The organism is Acidimicrobiales bacterium (assembly GCA_035316325.1).
Taxonomy (GTDB): domain Bacteria; phylum Actinomycetota; class Acidimicrobiia; order Acidimicrobiales; family VFJN01; genus DASXTK01.
The window spans coordinates 1-15,745 of sequence record DATHJB010000087.1 but is presented as its reverse complement, the minus strand read 5'-3'; the positions used below and the strand labels follow the sequence as shown (position 1 = coordinate 15,745).

The 15,745-nt window shown below is 73.0% G+C and carries 14 protein-coding genes; 9 read left to right on the top strand and 5 right to left on the bottom strand.

The genetic code is table 11. From position 1 onward, the window contains the following. Positions 1 to 24 precede the first annotated feature (24 nt). Positions 25 to 1,149, bottom strand: a complete 1,125-nt coding sequence (locus tag VK611_12465) for an amino acid ABC transporter substrate-binding protein (GenBank protein HMG42141.1) — start codon at positions 1,147 to 1,149, stop codon at positions 25 to 27. A gap of 123 nt (positions 1,150 to 1,272) precedes the next feature. Here VK611_12465 and VK611_12460 point away from each other — a divergent pair, with 123 nt between their 5' ends. From VK611_12460 to VK611_12425, 8 genes are read left to right on the top strand one after another with little or no spacing between them, the layout of a single operon-like run. Continuing rightward, entirely contained in the window at positions 1,273 to 4,794 is a 3,522-nt protein-coding gene (locus VK611_12460; protein ID HMG42140.1) for an error-prone DNA polymerase, read from the top strand. Between the two features lie 45 nt (positions 4,795 to 4,839). Beyond that, on the top strand, positions 4,840 to 5,745 hold the full coding sequence (locus VK611_12455; GenBank protein ID HMG42139.1) for a TIGR03564 family F420-dependent LLM class oxidoreductase: 906 nt from the start codon (positions 4,840 to 4,842) through the stop codon (positions 5,743 to 5,745). After that, positions 5,742 to 6,623: a thioesterase family protein gene (locus tag VK611_12450; protein HMG42138.1), complete on the top strand. Its 882-nt coding sequence runs from the start codon at positions 5,742 to 5,744 to the stop codon at positions 6,621 to 6,623. Before VK611_12455 ends, VK611_12450 begins: the two co-directional genes overlap by 4 nt. 42 nt (positions 6,624 to 6,665) lie before the next feature. Then, on the top strand, positions 6,666 to 7,868 hold the full coding sequence (locus VK611_12445) for an acetyl-CoA acetyltransferase (protein ID HMG42137.1): 1,203 nt from the start codon (positions 6,666 to 6,668) through the stop codon (positions 7,866 to 7,868). Then, positions 7,865 to 8,353, top strand: coding sequence for an OB-fold domain-containing protein (locus tag VK611_12440; protein ID HMG42136.1), 489 nt, complete (start codon positions 7,865 to 7,867; stop codon positions 8,351 to 8,353). The genes VK611_12445 and VK611_12440 overlap by 4 nt, the downstream gene beginning before the upstream one ends. Positions 8,354 to 8,386: 33 nt before the next feature. After that, positions 8,387 to 8,845 carry a Fur family transcriptional regulator gene (locus tag VK611_12435; GenBank protein ID HMG42135.1) on the top strand — a complete coding sequence of 153 codons (459 nt, stop codon included), beginning with the start codon at positions 8,387 to 8,389 and terminating at the stop codon, positions 8,843 to 8,845. A gap of 11 nt (positions 8,846 to 8,856) precedes the next feature. Beyond that, positions 8,857 to 10,062, top strand: a complete 1,206-nt coding sequence (locus tag VK611_12430; protein HMG42134.1) for a winged helix DNA-binding domain-containing protein — start codon at positions 8,857 to 8,859, stop codon at positions 10,060 to 10,062. Between the two features lie 45 nt (positions 10,063 to 10,107). Further along, positions 10,108 to 10,440, top strand: a complete 333-nt coding sequence (locus VK611_12425) for a PepSY domain-containing protein (protein ID HMG42133.1) — start codon at positions 10,108 to 10,110, stop codon at positions 10,438 to 10,440. A gap of 12 nt (positions 10,441 to 10,452) precedes the next feature. Here the strand turns inward: VK611_12425 and VK611_12420 are convergent, their stop codons facing one another. Next, complete coding sequence (locus VK611_12420) at positions 10,453 to 11,763, bottom strand: MFS transporter (GenBank protein ID HMG42132.1); 1,311 nt, start codon at positions 11,761 to 11,763, stop codon at positions 10,453 to 10,455. Between the two features lie 105 nt (positions 11,764 to 11,868). Then, a complete protein-coding gene (locus VK611_12415; protein HMG42131.1) occupies positions 11,869 to 13,872 on the bottom strand; it encodes a neutral/alkaline non-lysosomal ceramidase N-terminal domain-containing protein in 2,004 nt (667 codons plus the stop codon). A gap of 178 nt (positions 13,873 to 14,050) precedes the next feature. On the opposite strand from VK611_12415, the gene VK611_12410 reads away from it, so the two are divergent. Next, complete coding sequence (locus VK611_12410) at positions 14,051 to 14,887, top strand: hypothetical protein (protein ID HMG42130.1); 837 nt, start codon at positions 14,051 to 14,053, stop codon at positions 14,885 to 14,887. Between the two features lie 22 nt (positions 14,888 to 14,909). Here VK611_12410 and VK611_12405 read toward each other — a convergent pair whose 3' ends face one another. Continuing rightward, entirely contained in the window at positions 14,910 to 15,083 is a 174-nt protein-coding gene (locus VK611_12405) for a hypothetical protein (GenBank protein HMG42129.1), read from the bottom strand. Continuing rightward, positions 15,080 to 15,745: DUF885 domain-containing protein (locus tag VK611_12400; GenBank protein ID HMG42128.1), on the bottom strand; the 666-nt coding region annotated here is incomplete at its 5' end. The genes VK611_12405 and VK611_12400, both read right to left, overlap by 4 nt.

Here is a 15,745-nt window from a genome sequence, read left to right as displayed (position 1 = left end):
TTCTGGTCAGCAGGTGGCCGCTGGTCAGCGGAAGGGCGGCGAGTAGTGCAGGCCGCCGTCGGTCCACAGGGCGTTGGCGGTGCCGGTCCGATCCAGCCCGAGCGGGCTGCCGGGACCGACGTTGCGGTCGTAGATCTCGCCGTAGTTGCCGACCGCGCGGATGACGTCGACCGTGAACTCCGGCCCGACCCCGAAGCCGTGCTCGACGACGGCCTCGCCGTCATCACCCTCGACCGGTTGGCCCAGGAAGCGGCGGACCTCCGGGTCTTCGCTCTCGAGCATCTCGTCGATGTTCTCGGACGTGACGCCGAGCTCCTCGGCCTCGATCGTGGCGAGCACGACCCAGTTGACGATGTCGTACCACTCGCTGTCGCCGTCGCGCACGGCGGGGCCGAGCGGCTCCTTCGAGAAGATCTCGTCGAGGATGGTCAGCGCCTCGGGGCCGCCCTGGTCGGCGGGCCAGCTGGAGCGGATGCCGGCGAGCTGCGACTGGTCGGACGTCCAGGCGTCGCACTGACCGGCGAGGAACGCCTCCTGGACCTGGGGGTTCTCTTCGAACGTCTGCGGCGTGTGCGGGATGTCGGCCATGCGGTCGGCCAGGTTCTGCTCGGTGGTGGTGCCGGCCGTGAGGCAGACCGTGGCGTCGGTGAGGCCGTCGATGCTGGTGACGCCCGACGCCGTCGGGACCATCATCGCCTGGCCGTCGTAGAACGTGGTGGTGACGAACGCTCCCCCACCGGCGCCGTCGCGGCTGGACACCCAGGTGGTGTTGCGGCTCAGCATGTCGATCTCGCCCGACTCGAGGGCGGGGAGCCGCTGCTCGGGCGTCAACGCCAGGTACTCGACCTTCTCCGCGTCGCCGAGCACGGCGGCGGCCACGGCCTTGCAGTAGTCGATGTCGAAGCCCTCGTAGGTGCCCTCTTCGGTCTGGAAGCCGAAGCCGGGCACGGAGTTGTTGACGCCGCAGTTGAGAGTGTCGCGGTCGACCACCTCGTCGAGGACGCCGCCCCCCGAACTGGATTCCTCGCTGCCGGAGTCGTCTCCACCGCCGTTCGACGAGTCGTCGTCGTCGCTACACGCTGCGGTCACCAGCAACGACGCGAACACGGTCAGGAACGCGAGCGTTCGTAGTTGGGTGCGGCGAATCATGGATCTCCCCTTGCGCTGTCGGTGCCCCTGACCATAGTGATCCTGGGGGACCGGCGGTAGGGCGAAGAACACGTAACGACATGAGGTTGACGCTAGCGAACACATGTTCGTAGAGTCAACGGCATGGGCTGGAACAACCCCGCAGTCCCGTGGCGCCAAGTAGAGCAGGCGCTGTCCGACCGCCCCCGCAACGGGCGGCGACGTGATGTGCCCGAGGGCGCCAACGGTGGCGACAGCCCGGCATGGTCGTCGCGGCGCCCGGCCTACGAGCCGCCGAAGATCGAGCGCCGACGGAACCGCACCGCCTACGCCGAGCTGCACTGCCATTCGAGCTTCAGCTTCCTCGACGGGGCGAGCCACCCCGAGGAGCTGGTCGAGGAGGCCGCCCGCCTGGGCCTCGATGCGCTGGCCATCACCGACCACGACGGTTTCTACGGGGTCGTGCGCTTCGCCGAGGCTGCCCGCAAGGTGGGTGTGCCCACCATCTTCGGCGCCGAGCTGTCGTTGGGCCTGGGCCGGCCCCGTGCCCGGAACGGCGGCTCCGAGGCCGAGGGGCCCGACGACGCCTCGACGCCAACCGCGGAGAGCCCGGAACCCTCCCCCGAGAGGCGGCGGACCCCGATCCCGCCCGTACCCGACCCGGAGGGCTCCCACCTGCTGGTCCTGGCGCGAGACCCCGGTGGTTACGCCCGCCTGGCCACGGCCATCAGCGCCGGGCAGATGGCGGGGGAGGAGAAGGGCAGGCCCGACTACTCGGGCGTCGACTGGGCCGCGGCCCACCAGGGGCACTGGGCGGTGCTCACCGGCTGCCGCAAGGGGGCGGTGCCCCGGGCGCTGGTCGACGAGGGGCCGGCGGCCGCCCGGCGCCGGCTCGACGAGCTGGTCGACTGGTTCGGCCGCGACAACGTGCTGGTCGAGCTGTCCGACCACGGCGACCCGCTCGACTCGGCCCGCAACGACGCTCTGGCCGCCCTGGCTGCGCAGACCGGTCTCGACGTCGTCGCCACCAACAACGTCCACTACGCCGTGCCCGCCCGCCACCGGCTGGCCGCGGCGCTGGCGGCGGTGCGGGCCCGGCGCAGCCTCGACGACATGGCCGGCTGGCTGCCCCCGGTCCCCACGGCCCACCTGCGCTCAGGCGACGAGCAGGAGCCGCGGTTCCGGCGCTGGCCAGGTGCGGTCGAACGGGCGGCCGAGCTGGGCCTGGCGTGCGCCTTCGACCTGCGGCTGGTGGCGCCGAAGCTGCCGCCGTTCGACTGCCCCCGGGGCCTCGACGAGATGGGCTACCTGCGCGATCTGGTCGAGCGGGGGGCCACCAGCCGCTACGGGTCGCGTGGCAACGAGCAGGCCCGCAGCGCCTGGCGCCAGATCGACCACGAGCTGGAGGTGGTCGAGAACCTCGGCTACCCCGGCTACTTCCTGGTGGTGTGGGACATCGTCCGGTTCTGCAACCAGCACGACATCCTCTGCCAGGGCCGGGGCAGCGCGGCCAACTCGGCGGTCTGCTACGTGCTGGGCATCACCAACGTCGACGCCGTGAAGATGGGCCTGCTGTTCGAGCGCTTCCTGTCCACGGAGCGCGACGGGCCGCCGGACATCGACATCGACATCGAGAGCGGCCGGCGGGAGGACGTGATCCAGTACGTCTTCGAGAAGTACGACCGCCGCCACACGGCCCAGGTGGCGAACGTGATCAGCTACCGGGCCCGCTCGGCGGTGCGCGACATGGCCAAGGCGTTGGGTTTCAGCCCCGGCCAGCAGGACGCCTGGTCGCGCCAGGCCGACCCGTGGGGCCCGCTGCCCCGCCAGGGATCCGGCGGCCAACCGGGGGCCGGTCGGCACGGCGCGACCGGGGGCCGATCGGCGGACGTGGACGACCCGCCGGTGCCCGAGGCGGTGCTCGCCCTGGCCCGTGAGGTGCAGGAGCTGCCCCGGCACCTGGGCATCCACTCGGGCGGGATGGTCATCTGCGACCGGCCGATCGTGGAGGTGTGCCCGGTCGAGTGGGCGCGCATGGCCGGGCGCTCGGTGCTCCAGTGGGACAAGGACGACTGCGCCGTGGTCGGGCTGGTGAAGTTCGACCTGCTGGGTCTCGGCATGCTGTCGGCGCTGCACCACTGCCTCGACCTGGTGCGCGAGACCCACGGGGACCACGTCGACCTGGCCAAGCTCGACCACAAGGACGAGGAGGTCTACGCCATGTTGTGCCGGGCCGACTCGGTGGGGGTGTTCCAGGTGGAGTCGCGGGCGCAGATGGTCACGCTGCCCCGGCTCAAGCCGAGGACGTTCTACGACCTGGTGGTCGAGGTGGCGCTGATCCGGCCGGGCCCGATCCAGGGCGGATCGGTGCACCCGTACATCCGCCGCCGCAACGGGGAGGAGGAGCCCACCTACCTGCACCCCCTGATGAAGGACGTGCTGAAGCGCACCTATGGCGTGCCGCTGTTCCAGGAGCAGCTGATGGAGATCGCCATCCAGGTGGCGGGCTTCACCCCGGCCGAGGCCGACGAGCTGCGCCAGGCGATGGGGTCGAAGCGCAGCCGCGAGCGCATGGAGCGGTTGCGTCAACGCCTCTACAGGGGCATGGCCGAGAAGGGCATCGGCGAGGACGTGGCGGAGCAGGTCTGGGACAAGCTGGTGGCGTTCGCCAGCTACGGCTTCCCCGAGAGCCACGCGGTGAGCTTCGCCTACCTGGTGTTCGCCTCGTCGTGGCTCAAGCGGTACTACCCCGCGGCGTTCTGCGCGGCGCTGCTGCAGGCCCAGCCCATGGGCTTCTACTCACCGCACTCGCTGGTGCAGGACGCCCGGCGCCACGGCGTCGAGGTCCGCACGCCCGACCTCAACCTGTCCGGTGCCGACGCCACGCTGGAGACCGACGGCGGGACCGCCAACCTGGCGCGGGCGACCGGGAGCGACTGGCGCACCTGGGGCGTCGGCGGCCCTGCGGTGCGGCTGGGGCTGAGCTCGGTGCGGGAGATCGGCGAGCCCCTGGCCGAGCGGATGGTGGCCGAGCGCGCCGCGAACGGTCCCTACACGAGCCCGGGAGACCTGGTGCGTCGGGTCGGCGGCCTGAAGTTGCGCCAGCTCGAGGCGATGGCCACGGCCGGGGCGTGGGGCTGCTTCGACCTGGAGCGGCGCGAGGCGCTGTGGGTGGCGGGAGCGGTGTCGGGCATGGGCGCCGACCGGCTCGACGGCATCGTGTGCGGTGTCGAGGTGCCCACGCTGCCGGGCATGTCGCCGGCCGAGGAGGCCCGGGCCGACCTGTGGGCCACCGGGGTCAGCCCCGACGGTCACCCCACCAAGTTCGTGCGGGCGGACCTCGACGAGCGGGGCGCGGTCCGGGGCGCCGACCTGCACGCGGTCGACAACGGGGCGGTGGTCTCCGTGGGCGGGGTGGTCACGCACCGGCAACGCCCTGCGACCGCCAGCGGCATCACCTTCGTGAACCTCGAGGACGAGACCGGCCTGATCAACATCGTCGTCTCCAAGAGCTGCTGGGACCGCTACCACCGGGTGGCGCGCGAGGCACCGGCCCTCCTGGTGCGCGGCCGGGTCGAGAAGGTCGAGGGGGTGGTCAACGTCATCGCCCTCCAGATCGAGGCCCTCCCGGTCCCGGCCCCCGCCCGCAGCCGCGACTTCCGCTAGCGAGCTACCTGTCGGGACAGAACGACTTCTCTGTAGCGTCGCCTCGTGCGCTACGGACTCATGATCGAGACGGGTGGGACGGTCGCCGAGGTGACGGACCGGGTGCGGGCGGTCGCCGACGCCGGCATCCCGGCAGCCGGCATGTCGCAGATCTTCGGCTACGACGCGCTGACCGTGCTCGCCGTCGCCGGCAGCCAGGTGCCGGACGTCGAGCTGGTCACGGGAGTGGTGCCGACCTACCCCCGCCACCCCTTCATGCTCGCCGCCCAGGCCCTCACGGTGCAGGCGGCCACGGGTGGGCGGCTCACGCTGGGCATCGGCCTCTCCCACAAGCTGGTGGTCGAGGGCATGTGGGGCCTCTCCTTCGATCGGCCGCTGCGCCACATGCGCGAGTACCTGGAGGTGCTCCTGCCGCTGCTACGGGGCGAGGCGGTCAACTTCGAGGGCGAGACCATCCAGGCCCGTGTCGGGCTCGAGATCGACGCACCGGCGCCCGACGTGCTGGTGGCGGCCCTCGGCCCGAAGATGCTGGAGCTCACCGGCCGGGTGGCCGACGGGACGATGACCTGGATGACCGGTGCCAAGACGATCGAGGCGCACACGATGCCCGACATCACCGCGGCGGCCGAGGCGGCCGGCCGCAGGGCGCCCCGGGTGGCGGTCAGCCTGCCGGTGTCGGTGACCGCCGACGTGGACGCCGCCCGGGCACAGGCCAACGACACCTTCGCCATCTACGGCACGCTGCCGTCGTACCGGGCCATGCTCGACCGCGAGGGCGCGGCGGGGCCGGGCGACGTCGCCATCGTGGGCGACGAGGACTCGGTCGCCGCCCAGCTGGGCCACTTCGCCGACATCGGGGCCACCGACTTCATCGTCGCCCCCTTCGGCAGCCGCGACGACCAGGCCCGGACGAAGGCCCTGGTCGCCGACCTGGCCCGCACCGGCGCGTGACCGTCCCCGAGGGCGAGCTCGACGGCGAGCTCGACCGGGCCATCGCCGGCCGCCGGCGTGGCGACCGCCAGGGGAGCGGCGACGTGTGGGACGTCGAGGTCGATCCGGGGTGGACGATCGCCGGCATCCCGAACGGCGGCTACCTCCTGGCGATGCTGGGTCGGGCGGCGGTCGGCAGCGCGGCCGCCGTCGAAGGCCCCGACCATCCCCACGTGCTCACCGCCACCGCGCAGTACACCTCACCGACGCCGATCGGCCCGGCCGAGGTGCACACCGAGGTGCTGCGGCAGGGGAGGCGGATGAGCCAGGTGCGGGCTCGACTGGTGACCGGCGACCTCGTCCACGTCGACGTGTCGTTCACGCTCGGCCGCCTCGACCCCGACGCCACACCCTGGTGGACCGACGCGGTCGCGCCCGACGCCACGGCCCCCGAGGACTGCCCGCGCACGTCGTCGAGCGGGCCCGACCGGCCGCCGCTGGCGCTGCTGGACCACGTCGACCAGCGCATCGACCCGCAACACGGCTTCGCGTTCGATCGGCCGTCGGGCCACGGCCAGTTCTGGGCGTGGGTGAGCCTGGCCGACGGCCGCCCCCACGACCCGATGTCGCTGCTGTTGGCCGTCGACGCCGTGCCGCCGGCGACGATCGGCCTGGGCACCACCGGCTGGGTGCCCACCCTGTCGCTCACCGCCTACGTGCGGGCGGTCCCGGCACCCGGGCCGGTGCTGGTCCACCAGCGGGCCCGGCTCGTGGAGGACCAGCTGGTCGACGAGGTGTGCGACGTGTGGGACAGCCGGGGGCGCCTCGTCGCCCAGGCGACGCAGCTCGCGGCGGTCCGGGTCGACGGCCCCGCCGTGAAACCTTCGGAGAACCGCTAGAACAAGAGGGTTCTGTCGAACGAAGGGGAGTGGTAGGGGGAGATGTCCGAGCGAACGCTGCGTGGCGCGGCCGCGCTCGTCGGGGTGGCCGACGACGTGTCGCCCACGGGGGAGCTCGACCGCCGCGGTCGGGCGCTCGAGGCGGCGATGGTGTTCGAGGCGCTCGACGACGCGGGCCTGACCCTCGCCGACGTCGACGGCCTGTGCTGCACCGGCAACGTGACCGGCCTCGCCGAGTACCTGGGCATCCACCCCCGGTTCCTCGACGGCACGATGGTCGGCGGCTCCAGCTTCCAGCTGCACGTCGAGCACGCCGCCGCGGCCATCGCCGCCGGGGTGTGCGACGTGGTGGTGAGCGTCTACGCGGCGACGCCCCGCAGCGACCGGAAGCGGGGCGGCGGCGACGGTGGCGGCGGTGCGGGCGGGCCCGCAGGGCGCGGGCGGCGGGGCGGGATGCCCGGCCCCAACCCGGGGGCCGAGTGGGAGCTGCCCTACGGCCTGCGCCTCCCCATGGGCGCGTACGCCCTGGTGGCGAGCCGGCACATGGCGGTGTTCGGCACGACGTCGGAGCAGCTCGCGCAGATCGCCGTCGACACCCGGCGCTGGGCGTCGCTCAACCCGCGGGCCCGCTACCGCGACCCGCTCACCGTCGACGACGTGCTGGCGTCGCCGCTCCAGGCGTCCCCGCTGCACCTCCTCGACTGCTGCCTGGTGACCGACGGCGCCGGGGCCTTCGTGATGACCAGCGCCGAGCGGGCCCGCGACCTGCCCCGGCCACCGGCGTACGTGCTGGGCGCGGCGTCGTGCAGCGACCACTCGATGATCAGCCAGATGCCGGATCTCACGACGACGGCCGGATCGGTCTCCGGTCCCGCGGCGTTTGCGATGGCAGGCGTGAAACCGGAGGACGTCGATCTCCTGATGGGGTACGACTCCTTCACCATCACCGCCCTGCTGCACCTGGAGGACCTGGGCTTCTGTCCCAAGGGCGAGGGAGGACCGTTCGTGGAAGACGGCAAGCTCGGGCCGGGTGGTGCGCTGCCCATGAACACCAACGGGGGCGGCCTGTCCTACACGCACCCCGGCATGTACGGGATGTTCCTGCTGGTGGAGGCCGTGCGCCAGCTGCGCGGCGAGGCGGGCGCCCGCCAGGTCGCCGACCTCCGGGTGGCGGTGGCCCACGGGTCGGGAGGTGTGCTGTCCACGATGGGCACGGTCGTCCTCGGCACGGAGGTCGTGCTGTGAGCGAGCCCCCGAAAGCGTCGGAGCTGCCGGCGCTCCCGAGGCGCAAGGTCTTCGAGCCGCAGTCGTCGACGCTGTCGGGTCCCTTCTGGGAGGCGACGAGGGAGCGTCGGCTGGTGCTGCCGTGGTGCACGGCCTGCGAGCGGGCGATCTGGTTCCCCCGGGAGGTGTGCCCCCACTGCCGGGGCACGTCGTTCGACTGGCGGCCGGCGAGCGGCACCGGCGAGGTCCACGCCGTGAGCGTCCACCACCAGCCGGGCCTGGGCCGTGACGCCGCCGATGGTGCCTACGCCGTGGCGCTGGTGCAGCTGCCCGAGGGCGTGCGGATGATGAGCAACATCGTCGGCTGCGCCCTGGAGGACATCACGGTCGGGATGGCGGTGCGGGTCACCTGGCAGCCGCTCTCGGACGGCCGCCACCTGGCCCAGTTCGAGCCCGACCCGGAGCCCGAGGCTGAGCCCGAGGCGGGGGCGGCCGCCGGCTCCTGAGCTTGGAATCGTTCCAGGTAGGCTTGTCATGCAATGGATGCTGTGGCTGTGGGAGCTGCCGGTGACGGTGTGAGCGCGTCGAGTCCCCTGCTCGACCGGTTGCGGTCACGCGGCTGGAGGATCACCCCGCAGCGGCGCGCCGTCGTGCAGGCGCTGGCCGGCGAGCACGTCCACCGCACGGCCGACCAGGTGCACGCCTCGGCCCGGGTGGTGGTGCCCGAGGTGAGCCTCGCCACCGTCTACAACACGCTCAACGAGCTGGTCAGCATGAGCGAGATCAGCGCCATCAACGTGGGCGACGGGTCCACCCGGTACGACCCGAAGGTCGGCCCCGACCACCACCACCTGATCTGCGACGGCTGCGGCCGCATCTACGACGTGGAGCCCTCCGGCGTCGAGGCGGTGGCCCTGTCGGGCGCGCAGCGCCACGGCATGCGGATCGACTCGATCGAGGTCGTGTTCCGGGGCCGCTGCGAAGACTGCGCCACCTAGCCTCCTGGCCTGTGCGGCGGATCGACGACGACGAGCGGCGGGCCCGGCTGGGGCGGCGCCACCACCTGGCCGTCGAGGCGCGGGGTGACGATGTGGTCGATGTCGCCCGGTCGCTGGTCGGGTTCCACGCCACCGATCCGGCGAGCGTCTACGTGTCGGCCTGGGCCCGCACGGCCGGCGTCGAGCCCGGCGACATGTCCGGAGCCCTGTACGACGACCGGCGCCTGGTCCGCATGCTGGGCATGCGGCGGACGATGTTCGTGGTGCCGACCACGTCGCTGCCGGTGGTCCAGGCGGCCTGCACCGACGGCGTCGCCGAGCGGGAGCGGCGCCGGATCGTGAAGCTGCTGGGCGACGTGGGCATCGCCGACAGCGAGGCGTGGCTGAAGGAGACCAAGGCCGCCACGCTCGCCGCGCTCGACGCCCGGGGCGAGGCGTTCGCCGCCGAGCTGTCGGTCGACGTCCCCGCCCTGCGCACGAAGTTCAGCTACGGGGAGGGCAAGAGCTACGCCACCGAGACGACGATGACCTCGCAGATGATGAACAACCTCGGCGCCGAGGGGGCGATCGTACGGGGCCGTCCCCGGGGCGACTCGTGGGCGGGCAGCCAGTACCGCTGGTCGCACGCCTCCCGGTGGTTCCCCGCGCTGCCGGCGACCCTGTCCAAGGCCGGGGCGCAGGCCGAGCTGGTGCGGCAGTGGCTGGCCGGGTTCGGTCCGGGCACGGTCGCCGACCTGAAGTGGTGGACCGGCCTGGGGCTGGGCGAGGTCCGCACGGCCCTGGCCGCGATCGGCGCCGTCGACGTCGAGCTGGAGCACGGGGGCGCGGCCGTGGTGCTGCCCGACGACGTCGAGCCCGTCGCCACGCCCGAACCCTGGGTGGCGCTGCTGCCGGCGCTCGACCCGACCCCGATGGGCTGGACCGAGCGTGACTGGTACCTGGGCGAGCACCGCCCCGTGCTGTTCGACCGCAACGGCAACATCGGGCCCACGGTCTGGTCCGACGGGCGCATCGTGGGCGGCTGGGGCCAGCGGCGCACGAAGCGCAAGGGCGACCCGGCTGACGGCGAGATCGTGGTCCGCCTGCTCGACGACGTCGGTGCCGAGAAGGCGGCCCTCGTGGCGGCCGAGGCCGAGCGCCTGCACACGTGGATCGGCGACGTCCGCTTCACGCCCCGCTTCCGCACCCCCCTGGAACGCGAGCTGACTGCGGGCTGAAGGCCGTTCAGGGCCACGTCAGGCGGTGGGGCGCATGATCGATCCATGCAGAGACGTACACAACTCATAGGCGCCGCGGCGGTGGTCGTGGCTGCAGCCGGCGGTTGGGCCGGTGTCGCCGCTGCCGGAGGATCCGACGACGACGGCAGCGACACCCCGATCAGCGGGGACGCCCTCGACCAGGCGTCGGCCGCAGCGCTGGCCGAGACCGGTGGCGGCAAGGTCACCGAGACCGAGGTCGACGACGAGGAGAGCTACTACGAGGTCGAGGTCACCCTCGACGACGGCTCCCAGGTCGACGTCCAGCTCGACAAGGACTTCGCCGTGGTCGGCAGCGAGTCCGACGGCCACGACGACGAGGGCCCCAACGACGACTGACGTCGTCGGCCGCTAGGCCACCACCCGAGGGAGCAACGGAGGCTCCGGCTGCTCCCCAGCCGGGGCCTCCGACGTGTCCCGGGAGGTCGTGGCCCGGAGGTGCCGGACCGACGGCACGGCCACGACCACAGCGCTCGCCGTCACCCACACGCCCGCCGCGAGCCACAGGGCGCCGCTGTCGCCGAGGGTCTCGCTCAGTGGGCCGATGATGGCGTAGCCGACCGGCAGCGTGGCCACCGACCCGAACCAGTCGTAGGCGCTCACCCGCGACAGCGCCTCGGGCTCCACGTGCTGCTGGAGCGAGGTGAGCCACGCCGTCTCGAACACCGGGATCGTCAGGCCGGCGACCAGCGCCGCCACCACGACCACCGGCAGCGGGGCGACCAGCGCCAGCGCCACGATCGGCAGGGCGAACCCCGTGAGCGCGGAGACACCGGTCAGCAGCAGGCGTTGGGGTCGGAGCCGGATCATGGCCAGGCCGCCGAGCACCATGCCGACGCCGAAGCCGCCCATGGCGACGCCCCAGGCCCGAGAGCCGCCGAGCTCGTCGTCGGCCACCACGGCGCCGACCACCAGGAACGCCGGCATCACCAGCAGGTGCAGCACGGAGAACTGCAGCACGACCACCCACAGCCAGGTGCGGGAGCGGAAGGCGTCCCAGCCCTCGCGCAGCTCCTTCACGAAGCCGGGCGCGTGCTCCCGGGCCACGTGGCGCATCGACAGGCCGGCGAGGCACCAGGCGCTGAAGGCGTAGGTGGCGCCGTCGAACGCCACCGCCCAGCCGGCACCGACCGAGGCGACCAGCAGGCCGCCGATCGCCGGGCCGAGGGCCTCGCCGATCGCCCCGGCCACCGACACCATGGCGTTCGCGGGCTGGATGTGCTCGGGCGGGGCGATCTCCGGCACCACGCCGTTGAAGGCCGGTGCCCCGAACGCCTGGCCCGCGCCCAGGATGGCGGCCAGCGCCATCATCGTGGGGATCGACGGGTCGCCGAACACCAGCAGGCCGGCGAGGGTGAACTGGCCGGCGGCCCGGACCAGGTCGGCGCTCACCAGCACGGCCTGCCGGGGCAGCCGGTCGGCGAGCACCCCGCCCACCAGCAGCAGCGCCGCCAGCGGTATCGCCTCGGCCATCAGCACGATGCCGACGTCGCCGGCGTCGCCGCCCCGGTCGAGCACGGCGAAGGCGATGGCCACGGGCGTCATCGCGGTGCCGGTGTTGGTGGCCGCGTAGCCGGCCAGGAAGCGCCGCACGTTGCGGTTGGCGAGCACCTCCCGTCGACCCGGGGGCGGGCGCGAGGTGTCGTCCGCCGAGTGCTGCATGCGCTCAGACTGCCCAGCGGTTGCGGTGCCGACCAACCGAAATCTCGACAGAGACGGCGCCATGGCGACCATTCCTGTCGAGGTTTCGGGTTGGGTTGGGGTCAGTCAGTCGAAGGGGTCGCCCGTGAGCTTGGGGCGGGTGCCGTTGGCGACCAGGACGAAGCGGTGGCGGCGGTAGCTGCGGAACGCCGGGTTCCACCAGCGGGTGGCGTAGCGGTCCTTGCCCAGGTGGACCACCTCGACGTCGCAGCCCTGGTCGTCGACCGTCCGGCCGTCGGCCGTGACCGCCCGCTGCCACTCGGCCCCGTCACCGTCACCGTCCGTCGCCTCGAGCCGCACCAGCGGGTCGTGCCACTGCAGGTTGCCGGGCGACATGTCGCGCCAGCGCTGCTCCCAGTACGGGTCCGACCGGGCGGTGGCGTCGGTGAAGGTGGCCGGCCCCAGCAGCTCGCGCTCCACCTCCGGGCCGCCCGGGCGGGGCAGGTAGCGGTGGTGGGGGAGGTCGAAGCGGCGCTCGGCGAGCACGTCGGACATCCCGCCGGTCCGCAGCGTCTCCTCCGCCAGCCGGGCGACCTGCGACGCGAAGAACGGCTGGCTCTGCGGCCCGTACAGGGTGTGGCCGCCCTCGTAGTGCTGCAGTCCGTACTCCTCGGGCGTGGCGCAGTAGCCGGCGTACTCGTTGGCCACCGAGGTGACGATCACCTGGTCGACGCCACGATCGCCGGCCTGGTCGTCCACGGCCGCGGCGATGCGGCGCCCGGTCTCCACGGTCAGCTCGAACGGCAGCCCGACCAGCACCGCGTGCCCCAGCCGCAGCACCTGGACGGGCACCACCCGCGGGAACCCCGACAGCGGCAGCACGAACCGCTGGAACGGGCCGCCCACCACCCACTTCACGCCCTGCGGCCCCCGGCCCCGGGGCTTGGGCGAGCCGGCCTTGAAGGGCGGGATGCGCCGCACGACCGGCGTCTCGTTCTCGTAGGCGCCGGCGATCAGCGCCGCCCCCACCGCCGGGCGCTTCGGGAGCGTGATCGACCCGATCGAGCGTGACCGGGTGAGGTCGACCTCGCGCAGACCGGCGGCCAGCTCGACCCGGTCGCTCAGCTCCTTCTCCAGCCGCTCGTAGAGGGCCGCGGCCTCCGAGCCGATGGCCCGGCCCACCCGCTGCGCCTCCAGGTGGCCGGCCGTGCCCGGGTGCAGCGCCGGGGCGACGTCGGCGTGGGTGCCCTCGATCGCCCCGACCACCGGGCGCTGGCCGTGGGTGCGGGTGATCTGCGTCGCCAGCTCGTCGACCAGGTATGCCCAGAGGTCGGCGTTGTACTCGTGCGACTGCATGGGCACGCCGGTGCCGTGCACCGAGAACACCACGGTGGCGGCGAGGGGCTCGTAGCCGCCGTCCTCGGCAGCGGTGTCGACCCGGACGAGGTGCAGGTGCGGGTTGACCGCCACGTAGGCCCGCTGGGGACCCGTGCGGGCGTCGTCGACCGAGAGGTTGCGGACGTGCGGGCCCAGCGAGCGGTTGCGGGTGAGGCCCCACACCTCGGTGCTCCCGACGGCCAGGCGGGCGGGGCAGCGGGTCTCGACCGCCTCGACCACCCCGTCGGCGATCCGCTCGGCGAGCTGCTGGGCCCAGGCGGAGTCGAAGCCCGCCTTGTTCGAGGCGAACCGGTTGTAGAAGGGGGTGCCGAGGAACTGCCCGGGGCCGCCGTGGGTGTGGGTGGCGCCGATCATCAGCCCGGCGAGCGGCACGTCGGTCCGCTCGGCGACCGCTCGGGCCACCAGGTGGTGGAGCACGGCGGAGCCGCCCAGCAGGTCGCACTGGACGACGGCCAGCGACGTCGACCCCGACCGCAGGTGCAGCACCCGGGCCCGGATGCGGCTCCGGAACCCCGTGCCGGTGTGGGCGTTGCGGGAGTAGCCGGCCTTCGGGATCCCGGGAGGCGGCGTGATGTCGACCTCGGCGGCACCGGCCAGGAGGCCGTCGACCTGCCTGCCGACCTCCGGCCCGGAGGGCTCCACGGGCGCGACAGCGAAGCGGGCCCGGCCCGAGTCGCGGTCGGCGAACGGCAGCAAGGGACTGTCCGCGGTGAGGTTCCAGCCTTCGGACATGCACAGCCTCCGTGTCCCCCCAGGTGCCCGGGTGCGATCCCGGTACGTCGTGGGCAGTACTTTGACGACCGTGCCGTCGAAGCGCCAACCCTCGAAACAACGCCAAGCTGCCCAGAACCGAGCACGACGCGATGCCCTCGCAGCTCGTCGGGAGAACGCTAACCAACCCACACGGACCGTGAGCGGTTCGTCGTCGGGTGCGGGTGGGGGCTCAGGTGGCGGTGGCCGGCGGCGTGGGCTCCTCGGGGGCCTGCTCGGCCCGGCCCCGGGTCGGTCGGCCGGCGCCCGGGGTGGTCCGGTCGAGGTCGCCGGCAACCCGGGGCGCAGCGCCCTGCTGGTGGCGCTGGTGCTCGCCGCGGGTGCGGCCCTCGGCCTGCTGTTCCTGTTCAAGGACAAGCTCGACGACCGGGGTGAGATGGTCCCGATCTCCGGCTTCGGCGGCCTCTACCTGCGCGCCCGGGAGGCGCTCACCGGCGGCCCGGTCGAGACCACCGAGACCTCGATGCTCGACGCCCGGGGCCCTTTCGTGCTGGTGCTGGCGCTGGTGCCCCTGCTCGCTGCGCTGGGGGCGCTGTACGTGTACCACAAGCGCCGTGAGCAGGGCCTTTCGGTCTACTGGCCGCTGACGATCGCCATGGTGGTGATGGCGCTGCCGGTGCTGATGGGCAACTCGTTGGCCATGCCCGCCATGGTGGCGATGGCGATCGCCGGCTTCCAGGTGCGGCGGACCGAGGTGCCGGCCCGGATGGCCGAGCAGGCCGCCGCCGACGAGGACGAGGTCGACGAGGAGTACGAGGACGACGAGTACTCCGACGAATACGAGGACGAGGACGGCGAGTACGAGGACGACGACGAGGACGGCGAGTACGAGGACGACGAGGTCGACGACGCGACCGAAGTCGACGAGGCCGAGGCCGACGAGGCCGAGGCCGACGAGGCCGAAGTGGATCCCCTCGCCGAGCTCGAAGAGGAGATCGCCGCCGAGGACGACGCCGACAACGGCCGCAAGCGCTAGCCGGTAACCGGCGCCGCTCGCCTCAGCTCGACGGCGGGGCGGGCGGCACCGTGGCGACCGTGGTGCTCGTGCCCCGGACGAGCGACGTCGTCGTCTGGTCCGGGGACGGGCGCTGCATGTCGCGATCGTCGGCGCCGCAGGCGGCCAGAGTCGCCAGCGCGGCCACCACCGCGCACCCCGTCAACAGGTACCTCATCCGAACGTGGCCCGCTCGGCCAGGGCGATCGGCAGCCCGCCGGTGCCGCAGAGCGTGTCGTGGAAGGAGCGCAGGTCGCCCCGTCCCTCGGTCAGCCAGCGGTCGCGCATCCGCTCGATCTCGACGCACCCGGTGAGGTACGACGCCGCCTGGGTCGGCCAGGCGCAGTAGCGCAGCACCTCGGCCCTGGCCACGGGCTCGGTGAGGCCCGCCTTGTCCTGCATGAACGTGATCGCCTCGTCGACGGTCATGTCGCCGCAGTGCAGCGCCGTGTCGACCACGATGCGGGCCGCCCGGAAGATCCGCATGTTGAGGTGCATCAGCTCGTCTCGCGGGTCCGCGAAGTAGCCCTGCTCCCGCATCAGCCGCTCGGCGTAGAGCCCCCAGCCCTCGGTGAAGTAGGCCGACCGGTGGACCTGCCGCAGCGGCGGCGCCGCCAGCATGGTGGTCAGGTGCCAGTGGTGGCCCGGATAGGCCTCGTGGGCGGTGATCGTGGGGATCACGTGGTAGCCGTTGTCGGCGAGGCGCTTGGCGACCTCGTCGTCGGACGTGCCGTCGGGCGGGTAGGGCACGTTGAACTGGCCGATCCGCGACGGCTTGAACGCCGGCGGCTGGAAGTACGACGCCACCGCCAGCACCGGGCGCTGGAACGGCGGCGACGG

Coding starts and splice junctions, on each gene's coding strand:
- VK611_12445 (HMG42137.1), top strand. CDS start 6,666: ATGTCCGAGCGAACGCTGCGTGGCGCGGCCGCGCTCGTCGGGGTGGCC.
- VK611_12420 (HMG42132.1), bottom strand. CDS start 11,763: ATGCAGCACTCGGCGGACGACACCTCGCGCCCGCCCCCGGGTCGACGG.
- VK611_12425 (HMG42133.1), top strand. CDS start 10,108: ATGCAGAGACGTACACAACTCATAGGCGCCGCGGCGGTGGTCGTGGCT.
- VK611_12460 (HMG42140.1), top strand. CDS start 1,273: ATGGGCTGGAACAACCCCGCAGTCCCGTGGCGCCAAGTAGAGCAGGCG.
- VK611_12465 (HMG42141.1), bottom strand. CDS start 1,149: ATGATTCGCCGCACCCAACTACGAACGCTCGCGTTCCTGACCGTGTTC.
- VK611_12405 (HMG42129.1), bottom strand. CDS start 15,083: ATGAGGTACCTGTTGACGGGGTGCGCGGTGGTGGCCGCGCTGGCGACT.
- VK611_12415 (HMG42131.1), bottom strand. CDS start 13,872: ATGTCCGAAGGCTGGAACCTCACCGCGGACAGTCCCTTGCTGCCGTTC.
- VK611_12435 (HMG42135.1), top strand. CDS start 8,387: ATGGATGCTGTGGCTGTGGGAGCTGCCGGTGACGGTGTGAGCGCGTCG.